Genomic DNA, 20,390 nt, shown 5'->3' with positions numbered 1-20,390 from the left:
GTGCCGGGGGGGACGGCGGGCGGGGTGGACAGGACGCCGGCGACGCGGGCGGCGGAGGCGCGGGCCTGGGCGAGTTCGGTGGTGACCCAGGAGAGGACCTCCAGGGGGCCGAGCAGGAACATGGCGAGGCCGACGGCGGAGACGAGCTGGCCGAGGGTGATGTCGCCCTGGGCGGCGAGCCGGCCGCCGACCAGGGCCACCACCGCGATGAACGTTCCGGTGAGCGCGAGGACGGCGCCGTTGCTCAGGGCCTCGGCGCGGGCGGCGCGTACGGTGGCGGCCAGGGACTCACGGCTGGTCGCGCGGTAGCGGGCGACGGCGGCGGCCTCGGCGCCGATGCCCTTGAGCACCCGCAGGCCGGCCACCAGGTCGGCGGCGACGCCGGAGGCGTGCGCGGCACGTTCCTGCTCGGCCTCGCTGCGGCGCTCGAGCGGCTTGCTCAGCAGGTGGCCGAGCCACAGCAGCACGGGGGTGCCGAGCAGCACCATCAGCCCGAGCGGCAGCGAGATGCGCAGCAGCACGACGGCGCCCACCAGCAGCCCGGCCAGCGCCGACACCCCGGACAGCACGGCCATGTTCACCGCGCCGACCCGCCGCGCGTCCTCGGTGGCGATGGCGGTGAGCGCGCCGGGCAGCCGCCCCTCCTCGGCGCCGCCCCCCGGGTGCAGCACCCGTTCGACGAGCGCCACCCGCAGGTCGTGGCCCGCCCGCTCGGCGGCCCGTTCCCCGGCCCGCGCGCCGAAGCGGAAGCCGAACGACAACCCGACGTAGACGACGGCCAGCACGCCGAGCAGCGCGAGCAGCGCCCCGAGGTCCCCCTCGGCGACCCCCTGGTCGATGGTGATGCCGATCAGCACCGGGACCAGCGCCTCTCCGGCCTGGTGGGCGGCGCCGAGCGCCGACCCCACGGCCACGTCCCGCCGCTGCCCTCCGATGGCACGCCGCAGGACGTCCCCGCCCGACGGCACCGAGGCACCCAAGACCGCACCCTCCGCGTGATCGCTGATCCGAACTTAGGTAAGGCTAGACTAACTAAGTCTTTCCTTACCAGCCCGCCCTCCCGATGCGTCCTCTCCGGAGGCCCGGAAGCGCAAAAAATCTACAATGTAAAGGCGCACGGTTCGCCGACCCCAAAAGAACGGCACCCCCCAACCCTGCCGGCGACGACGACCGTCAGTCGCGGGAGGTGAAGCTGGGCGGGTCCGGGAGGGGGACGGTGGCGGTGAGGTGGAACCAGCCGTCCGAGGTGACCTGGGCGTTGAGCCGGCCGCCGGCGCCGGCCAGGCGGGTGATGAGGTTGCTCAGGCCGTTGCCGTGGGCGACCGGGGGAGTGGCGCCGGAGGCCGGGGCCGGTTCGCCGCAGGGGAGCGCGGCCATGCGTACCCCGCGGTGCGGAGGTTGGGCGTCCAGCCCGTCGTTGGCGATGTGGAGGTGGATGGTGTGGCCGTCTGGGGTGGTGTGGAGGGTGGCGTGGATGACGGTGTGCTGGGCTTTGCTGTGGCGCAGGATGTTGGTGATGGCCTCGCGGATGACGGTGGCCATGACGGTTTCCAGTGCGGGGGGCAGGGGTGGGGTGTCGATGGTGGCTTGTACGTCGATGTCGGCGGCGGTGAGTACCGAGACGGCTGATTCGGCTTCTCCGGCCAGGGACATGGTGCGGTATCCGCTGGCCACGGTGCGTACGTCGGCCAGTGCCTGGCGCGCGACCCCCAGGATGTCGGTGATCTCCTCTTGTGCCCGGTGCGGGTTCGCCGGTAGCAGCCGATGGGTCAGCTCGCTCTTCAGCGTGATCGCCGACAGGCTGTACCCCAGCAGATCATGCAGGTCACGCGCCACCCGGAGCCGCTCGCGCGTCACCGCCATCCGCGCCAGCTTGTCCCGGGCCGCCGACACCTCGGCCACCAGCGAGGACAGCGAGCTCATCCCGTACACGATCAGCCCGGTCAGCAGGCTGGAGACGGGCAGGTACACCAGATAGGCGCCTGTCACGCCGTACGCCGGCGCCAGCGGCAGCACTCCCAGCACGATCGCCCCGTACAGCGCCCAGCGCGTCCAGCCGGCCACCACCAGCAGCACCGACCCGGCGAGGAAGCCGACCATCGACCCCCACGGCATCCCGATCCACAGCAGCGGCAGGTAGCTGGCCGCCGCCTGCGCGGACAGGGTGACGGCGCGCAGCCGCGCGGGCCAGCCGAGCGGCCGGCCGAAGGAGTGGGCCACCTGCAGGGCGGAGGACACCAGGAGGCAGCCCGCGAACCCCAGCATCCCGGGGACGCCGACGCCGGTGTCGATGACGTTGACGAGCATGATGCACGCGTAGCCGGCCAGCACCGCCATCGTGATCGGCACCGACACGCGCGGCGCCCACTGCCGGGTGTCGGACCGCTCGGGCTCCTCCTCGGCGCGGCCGCGGGACAGCCGCGGGAAGTGCAGCGGCCCCGGGCCGGTGTCCTCGGCGGCCTCCCCGGCCGGCAGCCGCTCCACCGGCGCCGTCGCGGTGAGGTGGAACCAGCCGTCGGGGGTGGTGCGCGAGGCGAGGTTCCCGTCGGCGGTGGCGAGGCGGGAGGTGAGGTTGCGCAGCCCGTTGCCGTGGACGACGGGCGTGGTGCCATCCGTGGTCTCGTCGGTGCCGGTCAGGGTGGGGGAGGAGGTGTCGAGCCCGTCGTTGGCGATGTGGAGGTGGATGGTGTGGCCGTCTGGGGTGGTGTGGAGGGTGGCGTGGATGACGGTGTGCTGGGCTTTGCTGTGGCGCAGGATGTTGGTGATGGCCTCGCGGATGACGGTGGCCATGACGGTTTCCAGTGCGGGGGGCAGGGGTGGGGTGTCGATGGTGGCTTGTACGTCGATGTCGGCGGCGGTGAGTACCGAGACGGCTGATTCGGCTTCTCCGGCCAGGGACATGGTGCGGTATCCGCTGGCCACGGTGCGTACGTCGGCCAGTGCCTGGCGCGCGACCCCCAGGATGTCGGTGATCTCCTCTTGTGCCCGGTGCGGGTTCGCCGGTAGCAGCCGATGGGTCAGCTCGCTCTTCAGCGTGATCGCCGACAGGCTGTACCCCAGCAGATCATGCAGGTCACGCGCCACCCGTAATCGTTCGCGTGTGACGGCCATGCGCGCGAGCCGGTCCCGGGCCGCCAGGAGTTCGGAGATGAGCGCGGCCAGCGAGCTGATGCCGTAGACCACCACCCCGGTCAGCAGGGTGAAGCCGACCCCGTAGGCCATGACGAGGGGGGTGAGGCTCTGCGACGCCAGCGCCGGCAGCACGCCCGCCCCGGCCGCCGCGTACAGCACCCACCGCACCCTGCCGGGCACGGCGAGCAGCAGTGAGCCCGCGAGGAAGCCGGCCATGGCCCCCCACGACGGCCCCACCCAGAGGAAGGGCAGGTAGGTGGCGAGGGCCTGGGCCGACAGGGTGAGCACCCGCCATCGGGCGGGCCAGGTGAGCGGCCGGCCGAGGGAGTGGACCATCTGCAGCGGGAACACCACCGCCAGGCAGATCGCGAACCCGAGCAACGGCGCCTGGCCGGAGACGGTGGCGTGCACGTTGATGACGGTGACGGCCGCGAACCCGGTCAGCATCGCCAGCGTCACCGGTACGGCCACACGCGGCGCCCATTCCTCCGGGGCGGCTCCGGGCCATCGGGGCCGGTCCGCCTCCCGGTCGCCGGGTACGTGGCCGCTCTTCGACTCGCCCCTGGGGGGGAGCGCTCCCATTTCCCCTGCCTCCATTGGGGGCCGTAACGGGCACCGTGTCAGGGTATTGGAGGGCCGCCGTGGGTGAACAGCCGGGCGGGGTGCGCCGGGGCGGGGGCCTTGTGAGGCCCATGCGCACCACGCCGTCCTCCTCCTGGGCGCCGTGGGTTTCAGGGCGGCCGGGCGCCGTGGAGGTTTTCGCTGTCAGCCGCAGTAGGTCGGCAGCGCGTACGCGGAGCTTGAACCGTCCAGCGGCTCGATGACGAACTGGTCGGCGGAGCGCTGGTCGCGGGCGTGGGAGCGGGTGGTGCCACCGGACGCGGCCGAGGCGGCCCGGTGACCCGTGGAGACGCCCTGCCGGTGCGAGGCCGTACCCGGGAAAGTCGTGGTGCGACCGTGCTTGTGGTGTCCGGTGGTCAACATCTCATCTCCTCTTTACTTCACGTCGTCCGTTGCTGATAATTCTCTACACGGCGAAGGGATGCGAATAGTCCCCTGGATCATCCTGCCTTTGTGAATTTATCACGTAACCATTTTGTGATTACATATTCTCTTGTTTAATCCGGGCCGTAACATAATCTTCGCGGTCACGTCGGCATTCGTTTCACCGGATGTGGGGCTGGGGTAACTCAGCGGGTGCGACGGCGCCGCAGCAGCTCGGCGGCGAGTTCCGGCCAGCCGGGGTCGTTCACCGGCCGCCTGCGCCGCTCCACGCGCCCCGGCCCGTCGGCGGGCCGGCCGAGCGCGAGCCCGCCGACGCACGACTCGGTGCGCCAGTCGGTGCCGAGCGCGCGTGCCGTCACGTCGATGTCGGCGGTGGCGAGGGGGCGGGTGGCGAGCTCCAGCGTCGCGGCCACGAGGTACAGCGTCTGCAGCAGCGCCCCGGTGTTCCTCAGCACCAGCGCGTACCCGGGCCCGGTGAACTTCCACGTCACCCGGCGGAAGCGCGCGGTGACGAACATCAGCACCGGGGGAGGGGTGGTCAGGTCCGCCGACATGCGGCCCCGGTCCAGCAGCTCCTGCACGTCGGCTTGCGCGGCGGGCACCGGATCCAGCCGGTGGCCGGACGGGTCGTAGTGGTAGACGCCGGGCCGCAGCCCCGCGCACCGGTCGACGGCCAGGTACAGCTCCAGCTCGTAGGAGGCCGCGAAGCTCGGGTAGGGCCGGTCGCTGGTGACCTCCCCGGGCTCGCCGGGCGAGGCGAGCAGCGAGCGCACCCGGGCCGTCCGGTACAGCAGCTCGCCGAGCTCGTCGGCCGTCACCGCCCCGGCGCCGAACCGGCGGGTGGGGCGGCGGCCCTCCACGGCGGCGGTGAGCGGCGGGTCGCTCGCCATCAGCGTCTCCCACCGCGGCCGATACAGCGGCACGCTCTCGCCCTCCCGGGCGGCGGGCTTGGTGACCGGCTCGACCGTCCAGCGCTCGCCCATCGGATAGGTGGCGCCGAAGTCGTGGTCGTGCCGGCCGAGCGTGGAGCGGGTGTGGAACATCAGGTCCTCGGGCGGCCAGGTGACCAGCGCGGGGTCGGTGTCCTCGGCGAACACCGGCGGCCCGCCCGTCTCACCGGGCCGGGCCTGCACCAGCATGCCGGCCCCGATCAGGTAGGCCAGCATGTCCATCGCGGGCGCGGCCGGGCAGGGCATCGCGGCCGCCGCGGCCGCCGGGGTCAGCGGGCGGCTCAGCTTGGCCAGGCACCACAGGGCCTCGGGCCGGTGCAGCACCACCCGGTGCAGCGACAGCGGCGACTCCAGGTGGTAGACGCCGTCCACGGCGCGCAGCACGGCGAACCTCGACATGCGCACGGCGCGGCCCGGCCGCGGGGCGACCGGGCCGAACCGCGCCCGCGGGGTGAGCGGCACCACCGAGATCACCGGCCGCTCCTGGTCAAGACCGAGCGAGCGGATCACCAGGTGACGCAGCCGGCCGAGCACCCGGTCGAGCGCGGGACGGTCGGCGGGGTCGCCGACGGCGTTCTCCAGCGAGACGGGCCCGAGGCTCATGCGGTGCAGCGCCTCCACCACCGCGCGCCCGGGCCGGCGCACCACCTCGTCGCCCCACCGGCTGTGCAGGATCACCACGTCGCCGGCCTGGTCGGCCTCCACGTGCACGTCCTCGCGCAACGACCACAGCGGGAACCCGTCGGGTGACGTGTCCGCGGTGATGGTCACACTCGTCTCCTGTTCGTGTCGGGGTCAGAGGAAGAGCGGAACCGGGTTGAGGTTCTCGTACGCGGTGGGTTCGGCCAGGCGGCCGAGGCGCACCGGGACGTCGTACAGCCGCCCGGGGGCGAACCGCGCCCAGAAGTGCCGCAGGCCCGGCACGACGACCTTCACCACGGGCAGCCCGATGTCGGGGCGGGTCTGGTCGAGCACGAGGACCTCAAGGCCGTTGCCGCGGGCCAGCTCCACGATGTGGCGCACGTCGTCGGCGAGGTCGGCGCGCGGCGTCCAGGGCATGTCGCCCACCGCCACGGCCGGCGTGGCGCCGTCGGGCAGCAGGTAGGGCTGGTCGCGTACGGTCGCGCCGGTCCACCAGGCGAGCAGCGCGGGGTCGGTGGTGCCGTACCCGGTGCCGTCCGGCCCGCCGGCGAGCGTCACCGGCAGGAGCTGGCCGAGCTCGGCCAGCGCGCGGCGCAGCGCGATCCGCGGGTCGAAGTGCGCGCCGAAGCCGAGCATGATGTCCTCGGCGGGCCCGCCGGTGCGGCGGGAGACCGCGGCCATCACCGGCACGCCGAGGTCGGAGGTGATGTCCAGCACCCACACCTCGCGGCCGAGCGCGGCGTACCGCTCGCGGATGCCCGCGACCCACGGGTCGCCGGCGGAGTCCAGGTCGACCGCCCGGTGGCGGGTGCGGTTGTACCACCACAGCGCCACGGCGTCCCGCTCGGTCAGCTCAAGGAAGCCCTGCACGATGGCGTCCTCGCGGCTGGACCCGGCGGCGTTGCCGTTGGAGTCGGCCCGCACCGAGGCGGTGCCGGGCGCGCCGGAGGGGCGGTAGTACAGCAGGTCGGTGGGCAGCAGCCGGTGGTGCCCGGCGGTCAGCGACCACACCGGGGTCCACTCGATCACCTGGCGGTCGTCGAACGGCTCGGGCACGTGGTGGAACCCGGAGTTGACGGCGTTCCACGCGTCCCGGCCGGCGTACTGGCGCGGGTGGAAGAGCTGGCAGGAGTCGGGGTGGACGGCGGCGTCGCCGAGCCCGCGGAAGCTGTCGCGCACCACCGGCTCGTCGCCGGCGCGCACCCCGCTGTACCGCTCCACCGCCTCGCACAGGGCGCTCACCCGGGCCTCCAGGTCGGTGACGCCCTTGCCGCCGCTCTGGGCGCGCAGCCCCGCGCGCATCTGCGCGAGGTCGCCGGCGCCGAGCGCGAGGTTGGGGCCGGCCAGGTAGCCGTGCAGGAACGCCGGGCCGCGCGGGTCGCGGCGGATGGCCGCGGTGACGCCGGTGACCGGGTCGGCGAGGCCGCTGTACCGCTTCCAGACCTCGTCGGGGGTCATGGCCCGCTCACCGGTGCCGCCCGCCGTCTTCGGGCGGGAGGTGACGGTGACGGGCTCGCGCACCTGGCGGGCGATCAGCTCCGGGTCGCCGCAGGAGGGGCACTGCGGGCGCCGCCGCAGCGGGTGGCGGCGGCCGGCGAGGGTGAGGGTGTCGAGCGTCCAGATGGAGTCCTGGCCCTCGTACCGGTGGCCGGCCAGCCACTTGGCGGCCTCCAGCGCCACCGACAGCGCGCCGATGCCGCGGGTCAGCGGCAGCGAGGCCTCCGGAGGGGCGGCGTCGCCCGCGGTGCGGCGCAGGCAGATCTCGGCGCGGCGGTGGCCGCGCAGCCGCTGCGCCAGGCACTCCCAGCACGGGCCGTCGCCAGGACGGAACACCGGGCCGATCCAGACGTCGGCGCCTCCGGGCTTGGCGAGCAGCCACGGCCGGCCGCCGGCCAGCCGCGCGGCGTTGACCCGCTCCAGCCCGGTGTCGAGGTAGTCGTCGCACAGCACGAGCGTCAGGTCGGCCTCGGCCTCGTCCGCGTCCTGGCCGGTGAGCACGGCGTGCAGCCCGGCGTCGTGGCAGGCGGCCATCACGGGGGCGGGGTCGGTGTCGAGCGCCACCACGCCGAGCAGTGCGGTGGGCAGCGTGCCGGTGATGCGGTCGCCGTCAAGCCCGGCGAGGTCCCAGTACGCCTCGGCGCCGGTGTCGGCCGCGGGCACGTCGGTGCGGTAGCCGATGAGGCCGGCCTCGTTCATGCGGCCGAGCACCTCGTCGATCTGCCACTGCGGCAGGTGGGCGGACGCGGCGCGATAGAGCTCCTCCTCGCTGTGGCTGCCGTCCAGCAGCGGCGCGAGGACCTGCGCGGGCCGCCCGGACAGCGCGGTGGTGCCGCGCTCGGACAGCAGGTAGACGGCCTCCCCGGCGATCTCCGGCCGCAGGTGGCGTTTGAAGCCGATGCGGCGCGTGCCCGCCTGGACGGCGGGATGCCTGTCGGCCGGGTGGTGCCGGCGCACCGCGCCGGTGACGTTCGTCCGTTGATTCATCTCTACCACGGGGTGCCTCGCTCTCCGACCCTCGCCGGGCACGTCGCTGCGGTACGCCGAGCCGCGCACTCCATCGGTCGCGCCGCCCGGCTTGCATCGGTGCCGTCGCGCGGGGCCGGCGGCGGGCGACACCTTGAAAGGCATTGTGGTCCGCCGCCGGACTCGCGAACAGTTTGCCACTCATATACCGGGTGTGAATCTCTCATACCGCCCAGGTGACCGGGTCACTGGGCGTGAGCAGTGACTCCGGGCAGACTGGGAAACCGTAGATTCCCGCCAGGAGGCCGACAATGCATCGGATTCGCATTCGAGTCGTGCGCACCAGCAAATCGCACGAAAAATTCGGTGAGAAGCAATTAGATCTGCGAAGTCCGTCCGGCCGGACATTGCCCTATTAGTCAAAGCCGCCTGCATGGAAGGAACGGATCATGGCTCCGGTACTGGAACTGGCCGGTGAGCGCTTCCGGGCCGAGGGGGTGTGGCGCGACCGCACCCTCGCCGACGACATGCGCGACGCGGTGTCGCGCTTCCCGTCGCGCACGGCCGTGGTGTGCCGCTACGGTGACGGCCGCCCGCCCGAGCGCCTGACCTACGCCGAGCTGGCCGCGGTCGTCGAACGGCTAGCCGCGGGGCTGGTCGGTCTCGGCGTGCGGCGCGGTGACGTGGTCACCCTGCAACTGCCCAACTCCTGGCAACTGGTCGCGCTGATCCTGGCGTGCGCGCGGGCCGGCGCGGTGGCCGGGCCGGTGGCGACCATCATGCGCCGCCGCGAGGTGGAGTACATGACCGGCCTCACCGGCAGCCCCCTGTACATCGGACAGGCCGAGCTGAAGGGCTTCTCCTTCGCGAGGATGAGCGCCGAGGTCGCCGAGACCGTGCCCACGCTGCGCCGCCGGGTGCTGCTCGGCGGGGCCGCCGCGGGGGACGACGCCGCGCTGGACTTCGACCGCGACCTGCTGGAGCGCCCGTGGGAGCGCGAGCTGACCCCGGGCGCGCTGGACGCGCTGGAGGCGCGCCCCGACGACATCGCCCAGATCATGTTCACCTCCGGGACGACCGGCGAGCCCAAGGGTGTCGTGCACACCCACAACACGCTGCGCGCCACCAACCAGTCGCAGATCGACGTGCTCGGCCTCACCTCCGACGAGGTCACCGCGATGGGGTCGCCCACGACGCTCCAGGCCGGCTACACCTGGAACTTCATCATGCCGCTGCTGCTCGGCGCGACCGCCGTCCAGGTGGACGCCTGGGACCGCGAGCGCATGCTCGACATCATCGAGGAGGAGCGGGTCACGTTCTTCATGGGCGCCCCGCCGTTCCTGATGGACCTCATCAGGGCGCAGAGCGAGGCGCCGCGTGACCTGTCCTCGCTGAGGATCTTCGCGACCGGCAGCGCTCCCATCCCCCCGGTGCTGGTGGAGCAGTCCCGTGACGTGCTGGGCTGCCGGCTGTACGCCCTGTGGGGCATGACCGAGAACGGCTGCGTCACCGTCACCCGCCCCGAGGACCCGCCGATGCGGGCCGCCGAGAGCGACGGCACGCCCGTCCCCGGCATGGAGGTGCGGATCGTGGACGGCGAGACCGGCGAGCCGGTCGCCCCCGGCGCCACCGGCAACCTGCAGGTGCGCGGCGCCAACCAGTGCCTCGGCTACTACCGCCGCCCCGAGCTGTACGCCGAGTCGCTCACCGCCGACGGGTGGTTCGACACCGGCGACCTCGCCAGGGACGACGGCTACGGCGGCATCCGCATCGCCGGCCGCGTCAAGGACGTCATCTCCCGCGGCGGGGTCAAGATCCCGGTCGTGGAGGTGGAGGCCGCGCTGCTTCGGCACCCCGCCGTAAAGGACGTCGCCGTGGTCGGCTACGCCGACGACCGGCTGGGGGAGCGCGCGTGCGCGGTCATCGTGCCGGGCGCCACGCCGCCCACCATGGAGGACCTGAAGGCCCACCTGGACGAGCTGGACATGGCCAAGCAGTACTGGCCCGAGCGGATCCTGCTCGTCGACTCGCTGCCGAGGACACCCTCCGGCAAGGTGCAGAAATTCGTGCTGCGCGAGCGGCTCGACGCGGAATGAGGACCCATGGACTTTCTCTTCTCTGCTGAGCAGGAGGCGCTCGCCGCCAAGGTCCGCGCGTTCGTCGCCGACCGCCTGGCGCCCGCCGCGGACCAGGCCGACCGCGAGGGCCGCTTCCCGCCCGGACTGCTGGCGGACATGGCGGCCGAGGGCTACTTCGGCCTGCGCATCGCCGCCCGGTACGGCGGCATGGCCCTCTCCGCGGTCAGCACCGGCGTCGTGCTGGAGGAGCTGGCCCGCGGCGACATCACCGCCTGCTACCCGGTGCTGAACGCCGCGCTGATCGGCGGCGTGCTCGACCTCAACTGCGACGACGACCAGAAGGCCCGGTGGCTGCCGGAGATCGCGCGCGGCGACGCCGTCGTGGCGCTGTGCATGACCGAGCGCGACCACGGCACCGACGCGGCCGGGCTCGAACTGCGCGCCGAGCCCGACGGCGACGGCTGGCGGCTGACGGGGGAGAAGACCTCCATCATGCTCGGCGGCTACGCCACGCACGGCCTGGTGTTCGCCCGCACGGGCCCGGAGCCGCGCTCGCGCGGCGTGACCGCCTTCTACACCCCCCTCACCGGCGAGCACGTCACCCGCACCGTGCTGCGCGACCTCGGCAGCCGCGCCGGCGGCCGGGCGACGCTGGCGTTCGACGGGCTGCCCGTCGGCCCCGGCCAGGTGATCGGCGGCACCGGCCTCGGCTTCGTGCAGGGCATGCGCGGGTTCGACTACTCCCGGGCGCTGATCGGGGTCATGGCCGTGGCCGCCGCGAGCGCCTCCGTCGAGGACGCCTTCGCGCACTGCCGCACCCGCGAGGCCTTCGGCCAGTCCCTCGGCCGGTTCCAGGGCGTGTCGTTCCCGCTGGTGGAGCACGCGACCTACCTGCACGCCGCCCGGCTCCTCGCCTACGAGGCGCTGTGGCGCAACGACGCCGGGCTCCCGCACCGGGTCCCGTCCAACATGGCCAAGTGGTGGGGGCCGAAGGCGTCGGTCGAGGCCGCCCACCAGGCGCTGCTCACCCTCGGCCACTTCGGCTGGTCGGAGGACCGGCCGCTGGCCCGCCGGCTGCGCGACGTGATCGGCACGCAGCTCGGCGACGGCACCGCGGGCGCCACCAAGCTGGTGATCGCCCGGGAGCTGCTCGGCCGCGAGTACGCCCCCTGACCCCGCGGACACCCGGCCCGGGGCGCGTCCGTGCCCCTGACCTCGGTTCGCCACCGAAAGCCGCCGCCCCGTCCGGTGCAGGGCGGGGCGGCGGCGCACCCCGATGAGAGGAGACAACCCGATGGGCGCACCTGGCACACCGCCCTACCGTTCGTACCCGTCCTACGTGGCGGGTGAGGACGTGGAGTCCGACCGGCACATCTACGTGATGACGGCCCGCTCCGTGCTGGAGAACGACCTGGCGGCCATCCGGCGCAAGCGACTGCTGGAAAGCGGGGAGCCGGATCCGGACCAGGGCGGGCCCGGGCTCGCCGGCCGGTGCGCGCTGGCCACCCCCGAGACCGTCCAGAAGGCCCTGGCCGCCGCCGCTGCCGCCGCCCCGCAGTGGGCGAGGACGCCGCTGGACCTGCGGCTGCGGCTCGGCGAGCTCATCCGCAAGCGCCTGTCCGACGTGCGCGCCGAGTTCGTCGACATCATGGTCGCCGAGGGCCGCCCGCGCACGGTGTCGGAGTGGGAGATCGACGGCCTGATGCACACCCTCAGCCCCGAGACCCTCGGCTGGTGCGCCGAACTGCTGCACCGCGAGTTCTCCTACAACGGCCGCTACCTGGCCATGCGCCGCCGCCCGGACGGCGTGGTCTGCGTCGCCCCGCCGCAGAACGCCCCGCACTCCAACACCATCTACGGCGCGTTCGCCCTGCTGTCGGGCAACACCGTGCTGATCCGCGCGCCGCGCAGCATCCCGCTCGGCTCCATGTACGCCGTCCGGGAGATCATCGCGCCCGCCCTCGACGAGGTCGGCGCCCCGCCCGGCACGCTGAACGCGGTGTGCGGCCCGCCCATGATGGAGGACTGGCTGCGCAGCGAGCACGTCGACGACATCATCTACTTCGGCGGCACCGAGAAGGGCATGGCCTTCCAGAACGACTGCGTCGCGGCGGGCAAGAAGCCCATCCTGGAGCTGGCCGGCAACGACTGCGCCGTGGTGTGGCGCGACGCCGACCTCGACATGGCCGTCGGCGCCCTGGTGGAGGCGTTCAACTCCTCCGGGCAGATCTGCAACGTCCCCAACCGCGTCATCGCGCACCCCGCCATAGCCGACGAACTGCTGGAGCGCCTGGCCACCGCGGCCGCGAGGATCCGGCCCGGCTACCCCGACCAGGAGGGCGTGGTCCTCACGCCGGTGCTGGCCATGGGCGACCACTTCACCGTCATCGCCGACGCGCTGCGCAAGGGCGGCAGGCTGGTGTGCGGCGGGCGCCGCCTCGACGTGAACGGCGAGGTGTCGGACACCGGGTTCTACGCCGAGCCCACGGTGGTGCGGGTGGACGGCCTCGACGGCGCCCACGAGGTGGACGCGGTGCGGGAGGAGACCTTCTTCCCCATGCTCCCCGTCGTGGTGCCCGGGACCGGCCGCTCCGACGACCGGCTCCTGGAGGACGTCATCACCTTCGTCAACGCCAACACCTACGGCCTGCGCAACTCGCTGTGGGCGGCGGACGAGAGCGTCGTGGACCGCTTCGTCAACGGCGTGGTCAACGGCGGAATGCTCAAGGTCAACGACACGTCCCACTGCGGGTTCTTCCCCTACATGCCCTCCCACGGCGGGACCGGGCTCACCGGCGGCGTGTTCGGCGAGGCCACCTACATGATGATCAGGACCACGCACCTGCAGGGCGTCTCGGCCGGCCCCGGCCGCCGGGCGGGAGGCGGTGCGTCGGGAAGGGAGGCGTGAGATGGGCAAGGTAGGCGTGCGGGCCCGCGTCCGCGTGGAGGCGAGAGAGGCGCTGCGCCGTCTCGCCGACGGCGGCTGGTGCGCCGCGCTGCCGCCGGACGTGGTGGCGGTGCGGATCGAGCAGGAGACCGAGCCCGGCCACACCGGGCGGCGGGTCAGCGAGTGGGCGGTGCCGTTCCGGGCCGGGACGGTGCGCTGGCGGCAGATCGAGGAGGTGTTCCCCGAGCGGCCCGGCATCGTGTTCGAGCAGGAGTACGGCGACCTCGCCCGGCTGTCGGGCGCCTGGCGTCTCCAGCCCGAGCCGCCGGGGCCCGGCGGCGACGCGTGCCAGGTGACGTTCGAGCTGCGTTTCGACCTCGGGGTGCCGCTGTGGAACCGGGTCGTCGACCCGCTGCTGGCCCGCTCCCTCACCGCGGCCGCCGAGGCGGTCATCGCCGCGGCGTTCGGGGAGGCCGAGCTGTCCCGCGAGCCGGACGCCGCGGCCGAGGCCGAGCGTCTTGTCACCGCCCTCGCGGTGAGCGCGTGAGAGGGCACCACCCGTACGGATGGCACCGGCCGCTTCCTCCGACGGGGGGCGGCCGGTTCTCGCGTGGCCGCCGCGGCCGGCTGCTCAGGGCACCCAGCCCGCTTCGGTGGCGATGCGGATGGCGTCCACGCGGTTGCGCGCGTTGAGCTTCATGACGATCGTCGTCAGGTAGTTGCGCACCGTCCCCGCGGACAGGTGCAGCGTGGTGGCGATCTCCGCCGCCTCGGCACCCTGCGCGGCCAGGCGCAGCACCTGCAGCTCCCGCTCCGACAGCGGGTTCTCCCCGACGTCCCACGCGCTCAGCGCGAGCTGCGGGTCGATGACCCGCATGCCCCGCGCCACGTTGCGCACCGCCTCGGCCAGGTGGTCGGGCGGCGCGTCCTTCAGGATGAACCCCGACACGTGGGCCCCGAGCGCCCGCCGCACCGTGCCCGGCCGGCCCAGGCTGGTCAGGATGAGGGCGCGGCAGTTGGGCAGCTTCTCGCGCAGCAGCGCCGCCGCGGTCAGCCCGTCCATGCCCGGCAGGTCGATGTCGATGACCGCCACGTCCGGCCGGTGCTCCATCGCGGCGGGCACGATGAGGTCACCGCGGTCGACCTGCGCCACCACGGTCAGGTCGGACTCCAGCTCCAGCAGGGCCACCAGCGCCCCGCGTACCATGTGCACGTCCTCGGCGAGGAGGACCTTCAAAGTACGCACCTGCGGGTCCCGACCTCCTGGGGCTCAAGGTGATCACTGTTGACTACCGCAAAGCGTATGTGTCAGTGCCGACGGCGCGTAAGCATGCGGGTATCGAAATTTTCCTCCGGACACCACGGACGGCGGGAGCTTGTGCTCCCGCCGTCCCGTCACGGGTCACGGTCTGCGTGCCGGGCCTGCGGCCGGAGGATGCCGGTCAGCCCGCGGGCCAGCGGACCTCGGCGACGTCCAGCCGGGCCCGGCCCTCGGTGTACAGCATGAACGGCACGTCCACGTGCCGCAGCCGGGTGCCGGCCCGCTCCAGCTCGGCCAGCGGCACCGTCACGGTGCGCCACTCCCCGCGGGGCAGGCCGCGCAGCAGCGGCGCCACGTCCACGCCGGGCTGGCCGGGGAAGTCGTCGTGGCAGCACAGGTACATCGGCAGCTCCGGCGGCTCGGCGACCCGCACGTCGAACGCCAGGCTCCCGCCTGCCTCACTGTGGCCGCGCAGGTCGGCGGGCCTGCCGCCGGCGTGCTCGGCGTAGACGAAGGCGATGTGGCCCTGGAAGTCCAGTGAGAGCGCCGGCCCGCCGCCGGGGTGGTCCACCGGGCGGCTCCTGACGATCAGCGTCGAGGTGGGGCCCTCCAGGGAGAGGTCCTCCCGCGACCAGGTGTTGTGCCCGCCGGTCCGCATGACGTACGCGCCGCCGGCCCGGGCGCCGAACACCTCCAGCGGGCCGGTGACCGGGGGAGCGGGCGGCTCGGGGCGCACCGGGTCCGGCGGCAGGTGCCCCACCGGGGCGGTGTCGCGCAGGGACAGGCCGTGGCCGTAGGGGAACAGCGGGGCGTGCTCGCCCTCGGGGGCCTGTTCCTCGGGCGGCACCCGGTAGCCGGGGATGTGCGGCGGGATCCGGTTGACGCTCATCGAGCGCCGGCCGCGCGGCCAGCCGAAGGTGAGCCGTCCCTGGAAGTCGTGGCGCGCCGCGCCGTCCGGCCCGGCGAACAGCACGTCGGTGACGCCGCCGCCCTCGGTGCCGGGCAGCCACGCCACCACGAACGCGTCCGACAGGTTGATCTCCTCGGTGACGTACAGGGGCCGCCCGGTGAACATCACCGTCACCACCGGCACCCCGGCCTCGCGCAGCCTGCGCAGCGTCGAGAGGTCGCGGGCGTAGGACCGCTTGAGCGCGGCGTACTCCACGGTGCCCCACGGCTTGATGGTGCCGCGCATCTCGGCGTAGGAGTCCTCGCCGATGGCGACCACCGCCACGTCGTAGTCCCGCGGGTCGGCGTCCTCCAGGTAGGGGTCCACCCGGCAGCGTTCCTCGCCGGTCACCTCGCGCACCGCCATGGCGAGCGTCGTGGCGCCGGGCAGGTCCGACAGGTCCACGTCGTGACCCTGCCAGCTGATCGTCCAGCCGCCGGCCTGCTTGCTGATGTCGTCGGCCGCGCCGCCCGCCACCAGCACCCGGGCGCCGGGGGACAGGGGCAGCACGCCGCCGTCGTTCTTCAGCAGGACCAGCGACTTGCGTACCGCCTCGCGTGACAACGCCCGGTGGCCTGCGTGGCCGAGCACCGAGGCGTCCCCGGCGAGCGAGCGGTCCCGCGGCCGGGGTTTGTCCCACAGTCCGGCCCGCATCTTGACCCGCAGCACCCGTGTCACCGCGTCGTCGATGCGCGACATGGGGATGATCCCGGCGACGACCTGGTCGCGGGCGGTGCGCCACACCGACCGCCAGGCGTCGCGGCCGGCCACCATCAGCACGTCCATGCCCGCGTTGATCGCGTACCCGGCGTCGCCGATGTCGCAGCCCGCCACCTCGGCGTGCGCGTCCCAGTCGCTGATGACGATGCCGTCGAACCCGACGGCGTTCTTCAGCACGTCGGTCAGCAGGTACCTGCTGCCGTGCACCTTGTGGTTGTACGGCGTGGCGCCGCCGGGCGAGTGGTCGTAGTTGGCCGGGTTCTCCCAGCCGCTGAACGACGCCATCACCGCCTGGGCGCCCGCCTCGATGCCGGACAGGAAGCCGTGCGCGTGGATGTTGCGCAGCAGGTCCTCCGGGCAGCGCGCCACCCCGCGGTCCACCCCGTCGGCGGTGGCGCCGTCGGCGATCCAGTGCTTGATGGTGGAGATCACGCGGGTGTCCCCGGCCAGGCCCGTCGTGCCGCCCTGCAGGCCGGTGACCATCGCGCCGGCGTAGGCGCGCACCACCTCGGGGTCCTCGGAGTAGCCCTCGTAGTGGCGGCCCCAGCGGCGGTCGCGCGGCGTGGTCACGGTGGGGGCGAACGTCCAGTCCATGCCGGTGGCGGCGATCTCGCGCGCGGTGGCCTCCCCGATGCGGCGCACCAGGCCGGGGTCCCGCGCGGCGCCGAGGCCGATGTTGTGCGGGAAGATGGTGGCGCCGTGCACGTTGTTGTGGCCGTGCACCGCGTCGGTGGCCCACATGAACGGCACCCGGAACGGCCGGTCGCGGTAGGCGTCCTCCACGGCCTCCCAGTAGGCGTCCACGGTCTCGACCCACCGCTTGACGTCGGCGCGCCGGTCGCCGTCCGGCCAGATACCGGCGCCGTTCAGCGCCGAGCCGATCTTGTACTCGCGGGCGTCCTCCACGGTCAGCTCGGCCAGCTCGGGCTGGATCATCTGGCCGAGCTTCTCCTCCAGCGTCATCTGCCCCAGGATGCCGGCGACCCGCGCCTCGATCGCGGGGTCCGGCGCGAAGGCGGAGCGCACCCGCGGCCACTCGCTCAGGTACTCAAGGCCGCTCATGGCCCGTCTCCTTCCGGGCCCGCGCCGGGGCGGGCGTGGCGAAACGCGGGCGTCATGTCGCCCGGGACGATCCAGAACTCCTCGGCGCGCCGGGTGAGCACCCGCCGCGCGAACTCCTCGGGCACCACGGGGCGCCGCTGCGCGGGGGAGAACAGCGTCACCTGGGTGCGGTGCTCCTCCAGCGCGGCCCGTTTGCGGTCCAGCCACGCCGACACGTCGGTGCGCGCCCTCCGCTCACCCTCGGGGCAGGGGCGGTCCGGCGCGACGCGGTTGGTGAAGGCGAACGCGGCCTCGGTGTCCTCGTCCCACACGACGTACCTGCGCAGGCGGGGGGTGAGGCCGAGCTCGGCGAGGGCGTCCGCGACGGCCTCGCCGGTGAGGCGGTGGTCGGCGTTCAGCTCGCGCACCTCGTGCGGGAAGTACACCTCGGCCACGTCCGCGCGCTCACGCAGCAGCGCGGTCACCTCGGCGCGGAAGCGCGGCATGGTCGCCGACAGCAGCGTGTCGACGTGCCCGAGCCAGACGACGTCCTTGGGCCCGAGGCCGAGCGCCTTGGCGGCGGCCTCGGCCTCGCCGCGGCGGATCACCGCGAGCTCCTCCGGCGTGGGGTCGTCGTGGACGCCGAGCACGGCGCTGTGCGAGCGCGACCCGTCGGTGGCGAACACGATCGTCACAGGGACACCCGCGGCGGCGTACCGGGCGATGACGCCGCCGCAGGCGATGACCTCGTCGTCGGGGTGCGGCGCGAACACGACGACCGGCCCGCGCCCCCCGTCCCGTTCACCCCGCATGGCCCGCCGCCCGGCCGGCCGTCATCGCCCGTGTGCCGGTCCGCATGCCCGCGAGCGCCTCCACGACCTCCATCCCGGCGACGGCGGCCATCGCCTCCACAGGGTCCACGTCGTCGTCCACCGCGCCCGGCGGGCTCGCGGGGATCACGGCGATCACAGGAGCCGGCGGGCCGTCGGCGTCCACGGCCTCCAGGGCTTCCACGACCGCCAGGCCCGTCGTCTCCTCGACCGCCTCCATGATCTCCACGGCCGTGGCCGCGGGCGCGGCGGCCCGGGCGGCCAGGTAGTCCGCGCACGAGGGCAGCCCCCGCTGCCTGATCACGTCGTTGATGGCGAAGAAATGGTTGCCGGTGACCAGCCGCATGATGGGGGTGTCGTACTTGGCGGCCATGTACTGATAGTTGGCGGCCGCGCCGGCGACGTTGTCCTCGTAACTCTTGTCGTGCGGGTGGTGGATGGCCACCGCGTCCCTGCCGAGCACGAACCGGGCGCCCCCGCGGAACAGCCGGTAGCCGAGCTCCACGTCCTCGCCGCCCCAGCTCGTGAACGCCTCGTCGAACCCGCCGACCCGGCGCAGCAGCGCGGTGGGCGCCGACACGTTGCACGTCCAGTAGATCAGCCACGGCGCGGGCAGTTCCCCGATGTCGTCGGTGTAGCGCTCGTAGAACTCCTCGCGGATGTCGGCCCACTTGCCTTGGGAGCGCAGCTCCCCGATGGTCGCGTCCGGGTCGCGCACGTCGATGGCCCGCTCCATCAGCGCGCCGTCCTCGTTGTCCTCGTTGAAGCAGTACACGTAGCCGACCACCGCGACCGGCACGGCCCGGCTCTCGTGCTCGGCCAGGTACGCCGCCAGGGCGCCGGAGCCGAGCAGCACGCCGGAGTCCACGAACACGCAGACCTCCGCCCGCGCCGCCGCGATGCCCGCGTTGCGGGCCTTGGCGACCCGGTACCCGAGGTCCTCCTGGTAGAAGTACCGCAGGTCAAGACGCCCGGCGTACTCGCGGACCACCTCGGCGGTGTCGTCGGCGGAGCCGTCGTCGACCACCAGCACCTCGAACGACCGGGGCGGCAGGGTCTGGCGGACCAGCGAGTCGAGGGTGAGGCGCAGCAGCCGCGCGCGGTTGTAGGTGGGAACGATCACGCTGCACCGTGGTGCCGTGGAGCTCATGCTTTCCTCCTGAGGAACAGCGAGAGGAGTGCGAGCGCCGAGAGCGCCGCGCACGCCCAGAAGACGTTGGTGAACCCCACCCACTGCGCGATCAGGCCGGTGAGGATGCCGCCGAGGAAGATGCCGGTCTTGAAGGCGCTGGAGTACAGCGACGAGGCGACCCCGGGGCGGTCGGGCATGGAGTCCTGCAGGACGGTCACCGGGATGCTCATCGCCACGGCCGTCCAGATCGCGTTCGGGATCTGGAGCAGCAGGACCGCGATCTTGGTGGTGGCGAGCGGCAGCACGCAGAAGAGCAGGGTGGCGCACAGGGCGGCGCCCATGATGACCCGCCAGTGGCCGAGCCGGTCGGCCTTGGCGCCGATGTACATCATCGCCGGGATCTCGATCGCCGAGGCCAGGCCGAGCACCAGCCCGGTGAAGCCGGCGTCGAAGCCGAGGTCCTTGGTGATGAACAGGGCGATGGTGATGGAGTACATGCTGTTCACCGTCAGCAGCAGCACGATGGTGACCAGCAGGGCCTTCACCCGGGGGGTGAGGCCGGCGAACGGGCTGCCCTGCGGCTGCGCGGCGGCGCGCACCTTGGTGGCGACGGCTCCCGCCGCGCCGGCCTCCTCGGCCACCGCCCCGGGTTCGGGGCGGGCGCGGCGGCGCCCCACGTCGGGCAGCCCCCAGAAGCAGATCAGCGCGCCGCCGAGGTACAGCACGGCCGCCACGGCGTACATGTTCCTGAAGCCCACGGCGGCGATCAGGCCGAACGCCAGCGGCGGGCCGAGGATCCACGCCATCGAGGTGACCGAGCGCAGCGCCGAGTTGAAGAACGTCACCGGGTGGTTTTTGGCCTCGGCGAACTCCCGCGTGTAGGCGTAGAGCTGCGGGAACGTGGTGCCGCCGAGGCCGAAGAACAGCGCCGAGAGCACCAGCAGCAGCCAGTAGTCGCGGAAGGTGAAGTAGGACAGCGCGCCCGCCGCGGCGAACACCGAGCAGACGGCGAGCACGAGCCTGCGGTTGCCGAGCCGGTCCGACAGCACGCCCACCCCGAGGTCGGCGCTGATCTCGGCGACCGCGCGGCCGGCGACGAACGCGCCGATCATGATGGGGGTCGCGCCGACGGCGTCGGACAGGAAGAGGCTGACGGTGGGGACCACCATCGCGCCGCCGACGCCGATCATCGCGGTGGCGGCCGCGAGCCGCGTCACGGCGCCGTCCATGAAGATCCTTAAGCCTGCGGTCCTCGTGGGCTGCACGATCTCTCCTTAGGTGCTCGGCGGGGCGTGGACGG

At 73.3% G+C, this 20,390-nt stretch carries 14 protein-coding genes; 4 read left to right on the top strand and 10 right to left on the bottom strand.

Features of this window, described 5'->3' with window-relative positions:
- The 5 genes from ABGB17_RS26655 to ABGB17_RS26635 form a co-directional block, all read right to left on the bottom strand.
- Positions 1–980, bottom strand: a 980-nt coding sequence (locus tag ABGB17_RS26655; protein ID WP_347634254.1) for an ABC transporter ATP-binding protein, incomplete at its 3' end; no start/stop codon positions are given.
- A gap of 193 nt (positions 981–1,173) precedes the next feature.
- On the bottom strand, positions 1,174–3,714 hold the full coding sequence (locus tag ABGB17_RS26650) for a histidine kinase (RefSeq protein WP_347634252.1): 2,541 nt from the start codon (positions 3,712–3,714) through the stop codon (positions 1,174–1,176).
- Positions 3,715–3,897: 183 nt separating this feature from the next.
- On the bottom strand, positions 3,898–4,116 hold the full coding sequence (locus tag ABGB17_RS26645; protein WP_347634250.1) for a hypothetical protein: 219 nt from the start codon (positions 4,114–4,116) through the stop codon (positions 3,898–3,900).
- 206 nt (positions 4,117–4,322) lie between these two features.
- Positions 4,323–5,858: a SagB family peptide dehydrogenase gene (locus ABGB17_RS26640; protein ID WP_347634248.1), complete on the bottom strand. Its 1,536-nt coding sequence runs from the start codon at positions 5,856–5,858 to the stop codon at positions 4,323–4,325.
- Positions 5,859–5,882: 24 nt separating this feature from the next.
- Positions 5,883–8,213 carry a TOMM precursor leader peptide-binding protein gene (locus tag ABGB17_RS26635; RefSeq protein WP_347634246.1) on the bottom strand — a complete coding sequence of 777 codons (2,331 nt, stop codon included), beginning with the start codon at positions 8,211–8,213 and terminating at the stop codon, positions 5,883–5,885.
- Positions 8,214–8,641: 428 nt separating this feature from the next.
- On the opposite strand from ABGB17_RS26635, the gene ABGB17_RS26630 reads away from it, so the two are divergent.
- The 4 genes from ABGB17_RS26630 (at position 8,642) to ABGB17_RS26615 (ending at position 13,704) form a co-directional block, all read left to right on the top strand.
- The gene (locus ABGB17_RS26630; protein ID WP_347634244.1) at positions 8,642–10,288 is read left to right on the top strand and encodes an AMP-binding protein; all 1,647 of its coding nucleotides are present in this window, start codon (positions 8,642–8,644) and stop codon (positions 10,286–10,288) included.
- A gap of 6 nt (positions 10,289–10,294) precedes the next feature.
- Complete coding sequence (locus ABGB17_RS26625) at positions 10,295–11,443, top strand: acyl-CoA dehydrogenase family protein (RefSeq protein WP_347634242.1); 1,149 nt, start codon at positions 10,295–10,297, stop codon at positions 11,441–11,443.
- Between the two features lie 121 nt (positions 11,444–11,564).
- Positions 11,565–13,178 carry an aldehyde dehydrogenase gene (locus ABGB17_RS26620; protein ID WP_347634240.1) on the top strand — a complete coding sequence of 538 codons (1,614 nt, stop codon included), beginning with the start codon at positions 11,565–11,567 and terminating at the stop codon, positions 13,176–13,178.
- 1 nt (position 13,179) lies between these two features.
- Positions 13,180–13,704, top strand: a complete 525-nt coding sequence (locus ABGB17_RS26615) for an SRPBCC family protein (RefSeq protein WP_347634239.1) — start codon at positions 13,180–13,182, stop codon at positions 13,702–13,704.
- Between the two features lie 84 nt (positions 13,705–13,788).
- Here ABGB17_RS26615 and ABGB17_RS26610 read toward each other — a convergent pair whose 3' ends face one another.
- The 5 genes from ABGB17_RS26610 to ABGB17_RS26590 all read right to left on the bottom strand — a co-directional run bounded on the left by ABGB17_RS26610 (position 13,789) and on the right by ABGB17_RS26590 (position 20,355).
- Complete coding sequence (locus tag ABGB17_RS26610) at positions 13,789–14,403, bottom strand: response regulator transcription factor (RefSeq protein ID WP_347634237.1); 615 nt, start codon at positions 14,401–14,403, stop codon at positions 13,789–13,791.
- Between the two features lie 196 nt (positions 14,404–14,599).
- Positions 14,600–17,149: a glycoside hydrolase family 3 N-terminal domain-containing protein gene (locus ABGB17_RS26605; protein WP_347634235.1), complete on the bottom strand. Its 2,550-nt coding sequence runs from the start codon at positions 17,147–17,149 to the stop codon at positions 14,600–14,602.
- Positions 17,146–17,940 carry a PIG-L deacetylase family protein gene (locus ABGB17_RS26600; protein ID WP_347634233.1) on the bottom strand — a complete coding sequence of 265 codons (795 nt, stop codon included), beginning with the start codon at positions 17,938–17,940 and terminating at the stop codon, positions 17,146–17,148. The genes ABGB17_RS26605 and ABGB17_RS26600 overlap by 4 nt, the downstream gene beginning before the upstream one ends.
- Positions 17,930–19,108 carry a glycosyltransferase gene (locus ABGB17_RS26595; RefSeq protein ID WP_347634231.1) on the bottom strand — a complete coding sequence of 393 codons (1,179 nt, stop codon included), beginning with the start codon at positions 19,106–19,108 and terminating at the stop codon, positions 17,930–17,932. The genes ABGB17_RS26600 and ABGB17_RS26595 overlap by 11 nt, the downstream gene beginning before the upstream one ends.
- Positions 19,105–20,355: a sugar efflux transporter gene (locus tag ABGB17_RS26590; protein ID WP_347634229.1), complete on the bottom strand. Its 1,251-nt coding sequence runs from the start codon at positions 20,353–20,355 to the stop codon at positions 19,105–19,107. The genes ABGB17_RS26595 and ABGB17_RS26590 overlap by 4 nt, the downstream gene beginning before the upstream one ends.
- Positions 20,356–20,390 lie beyond the last annotated feature (35 nt).

Source organism: Sphaerisporangium sp. B11E5 (genome assembly GCF_039871875.1).
Classification (GTDB): Bacteria; Actinomycetota; Actinomycetes; order Streptosporangiales; family Streptosporangiaceae; genus Sphaerisporangium.
Note: the sequence above shows the minus strand (reverse complement) of the source record. Positions and strands in the feature narration are given on the sequence as shown.

Excerpts from the sequence above, each read along its gene's own strand:
- ABGB17_RS26650 (WP_347634252.1), bottom strand. The coding sequence starts at position 3,714 with ATGGGAGCGCTCCCCCCCAGGGGCGAGTCGAAGAGCGGCCACGTACCC.
- ABGB17_RS26645 (WP_347634250.1), bottom strand. The coding sequence starts at position 4,116 with ATGTTGACCACCGGACACCACAAGCACGGTCGCACCACGACTTTCCCG.
- ABGB17_RS26635 (WP_347634246.1), bottom strand. The coding sequence starts at position 8,213 with ATGAATCAACGGACGAACGTCACCGGCGCGGTGCGCCGGCACCACCCG.
- ABGB17_RS26630 (WP_347634244.1), top strand. The coding sequence starts at position 8,642 with ATGGCTCCGGTACTGGAACTGGCCGGTGAGCGCTTCCGGGCCGAGGGG.
- ABGB17_RS26625 (WP_347634242.1), top strand. The coding sequence starts at position 10,295 with ATGGACTTTCTCTTCTCTGCTGAGCAGGAGGCGCTCGCCGCCAAGGTC.
- ABGB17_RS26620 (WP_347634240.1), top strand. The coding sequence starts at position 11,565 with ATGGGCGCACCTGGCACACCGCCCTACCGTTCGTACCCGTCCTACGTG.
- ABGB17_RS26615 (WP_347634239.1), top strand. The coding sequence starts at position 13,180 with ATGGGCAAGGTAGGCGTGCGGGCCCGCGTCCGCGTGGAGGCGAGAGAG.
- ABGB17_RS26605 (WP_347634235.1), bottom strand. The coding sequence starts at position 17,149 with ATGAGCGGCCTTGAGTACCTGAGCGAGTGGCCGCGGGTGCGCTCCGCC.
- ABGB17_RS26600 (WP_347634233.1), bottom strand. The coding sequence starts at position 17,940 with ATGCGGGGTGAACGGGACGGGGGGCGCGGGCCGGTCGTCGTGTTCGCG.
- ABGB17_RS26595 (WP_347634231.1), bottom strand. The coding sequence starts at position 19,108 with ATGAGCTCCACGGCACCACGGTGCAGCGTGATCGTTCCCACCTACAAC.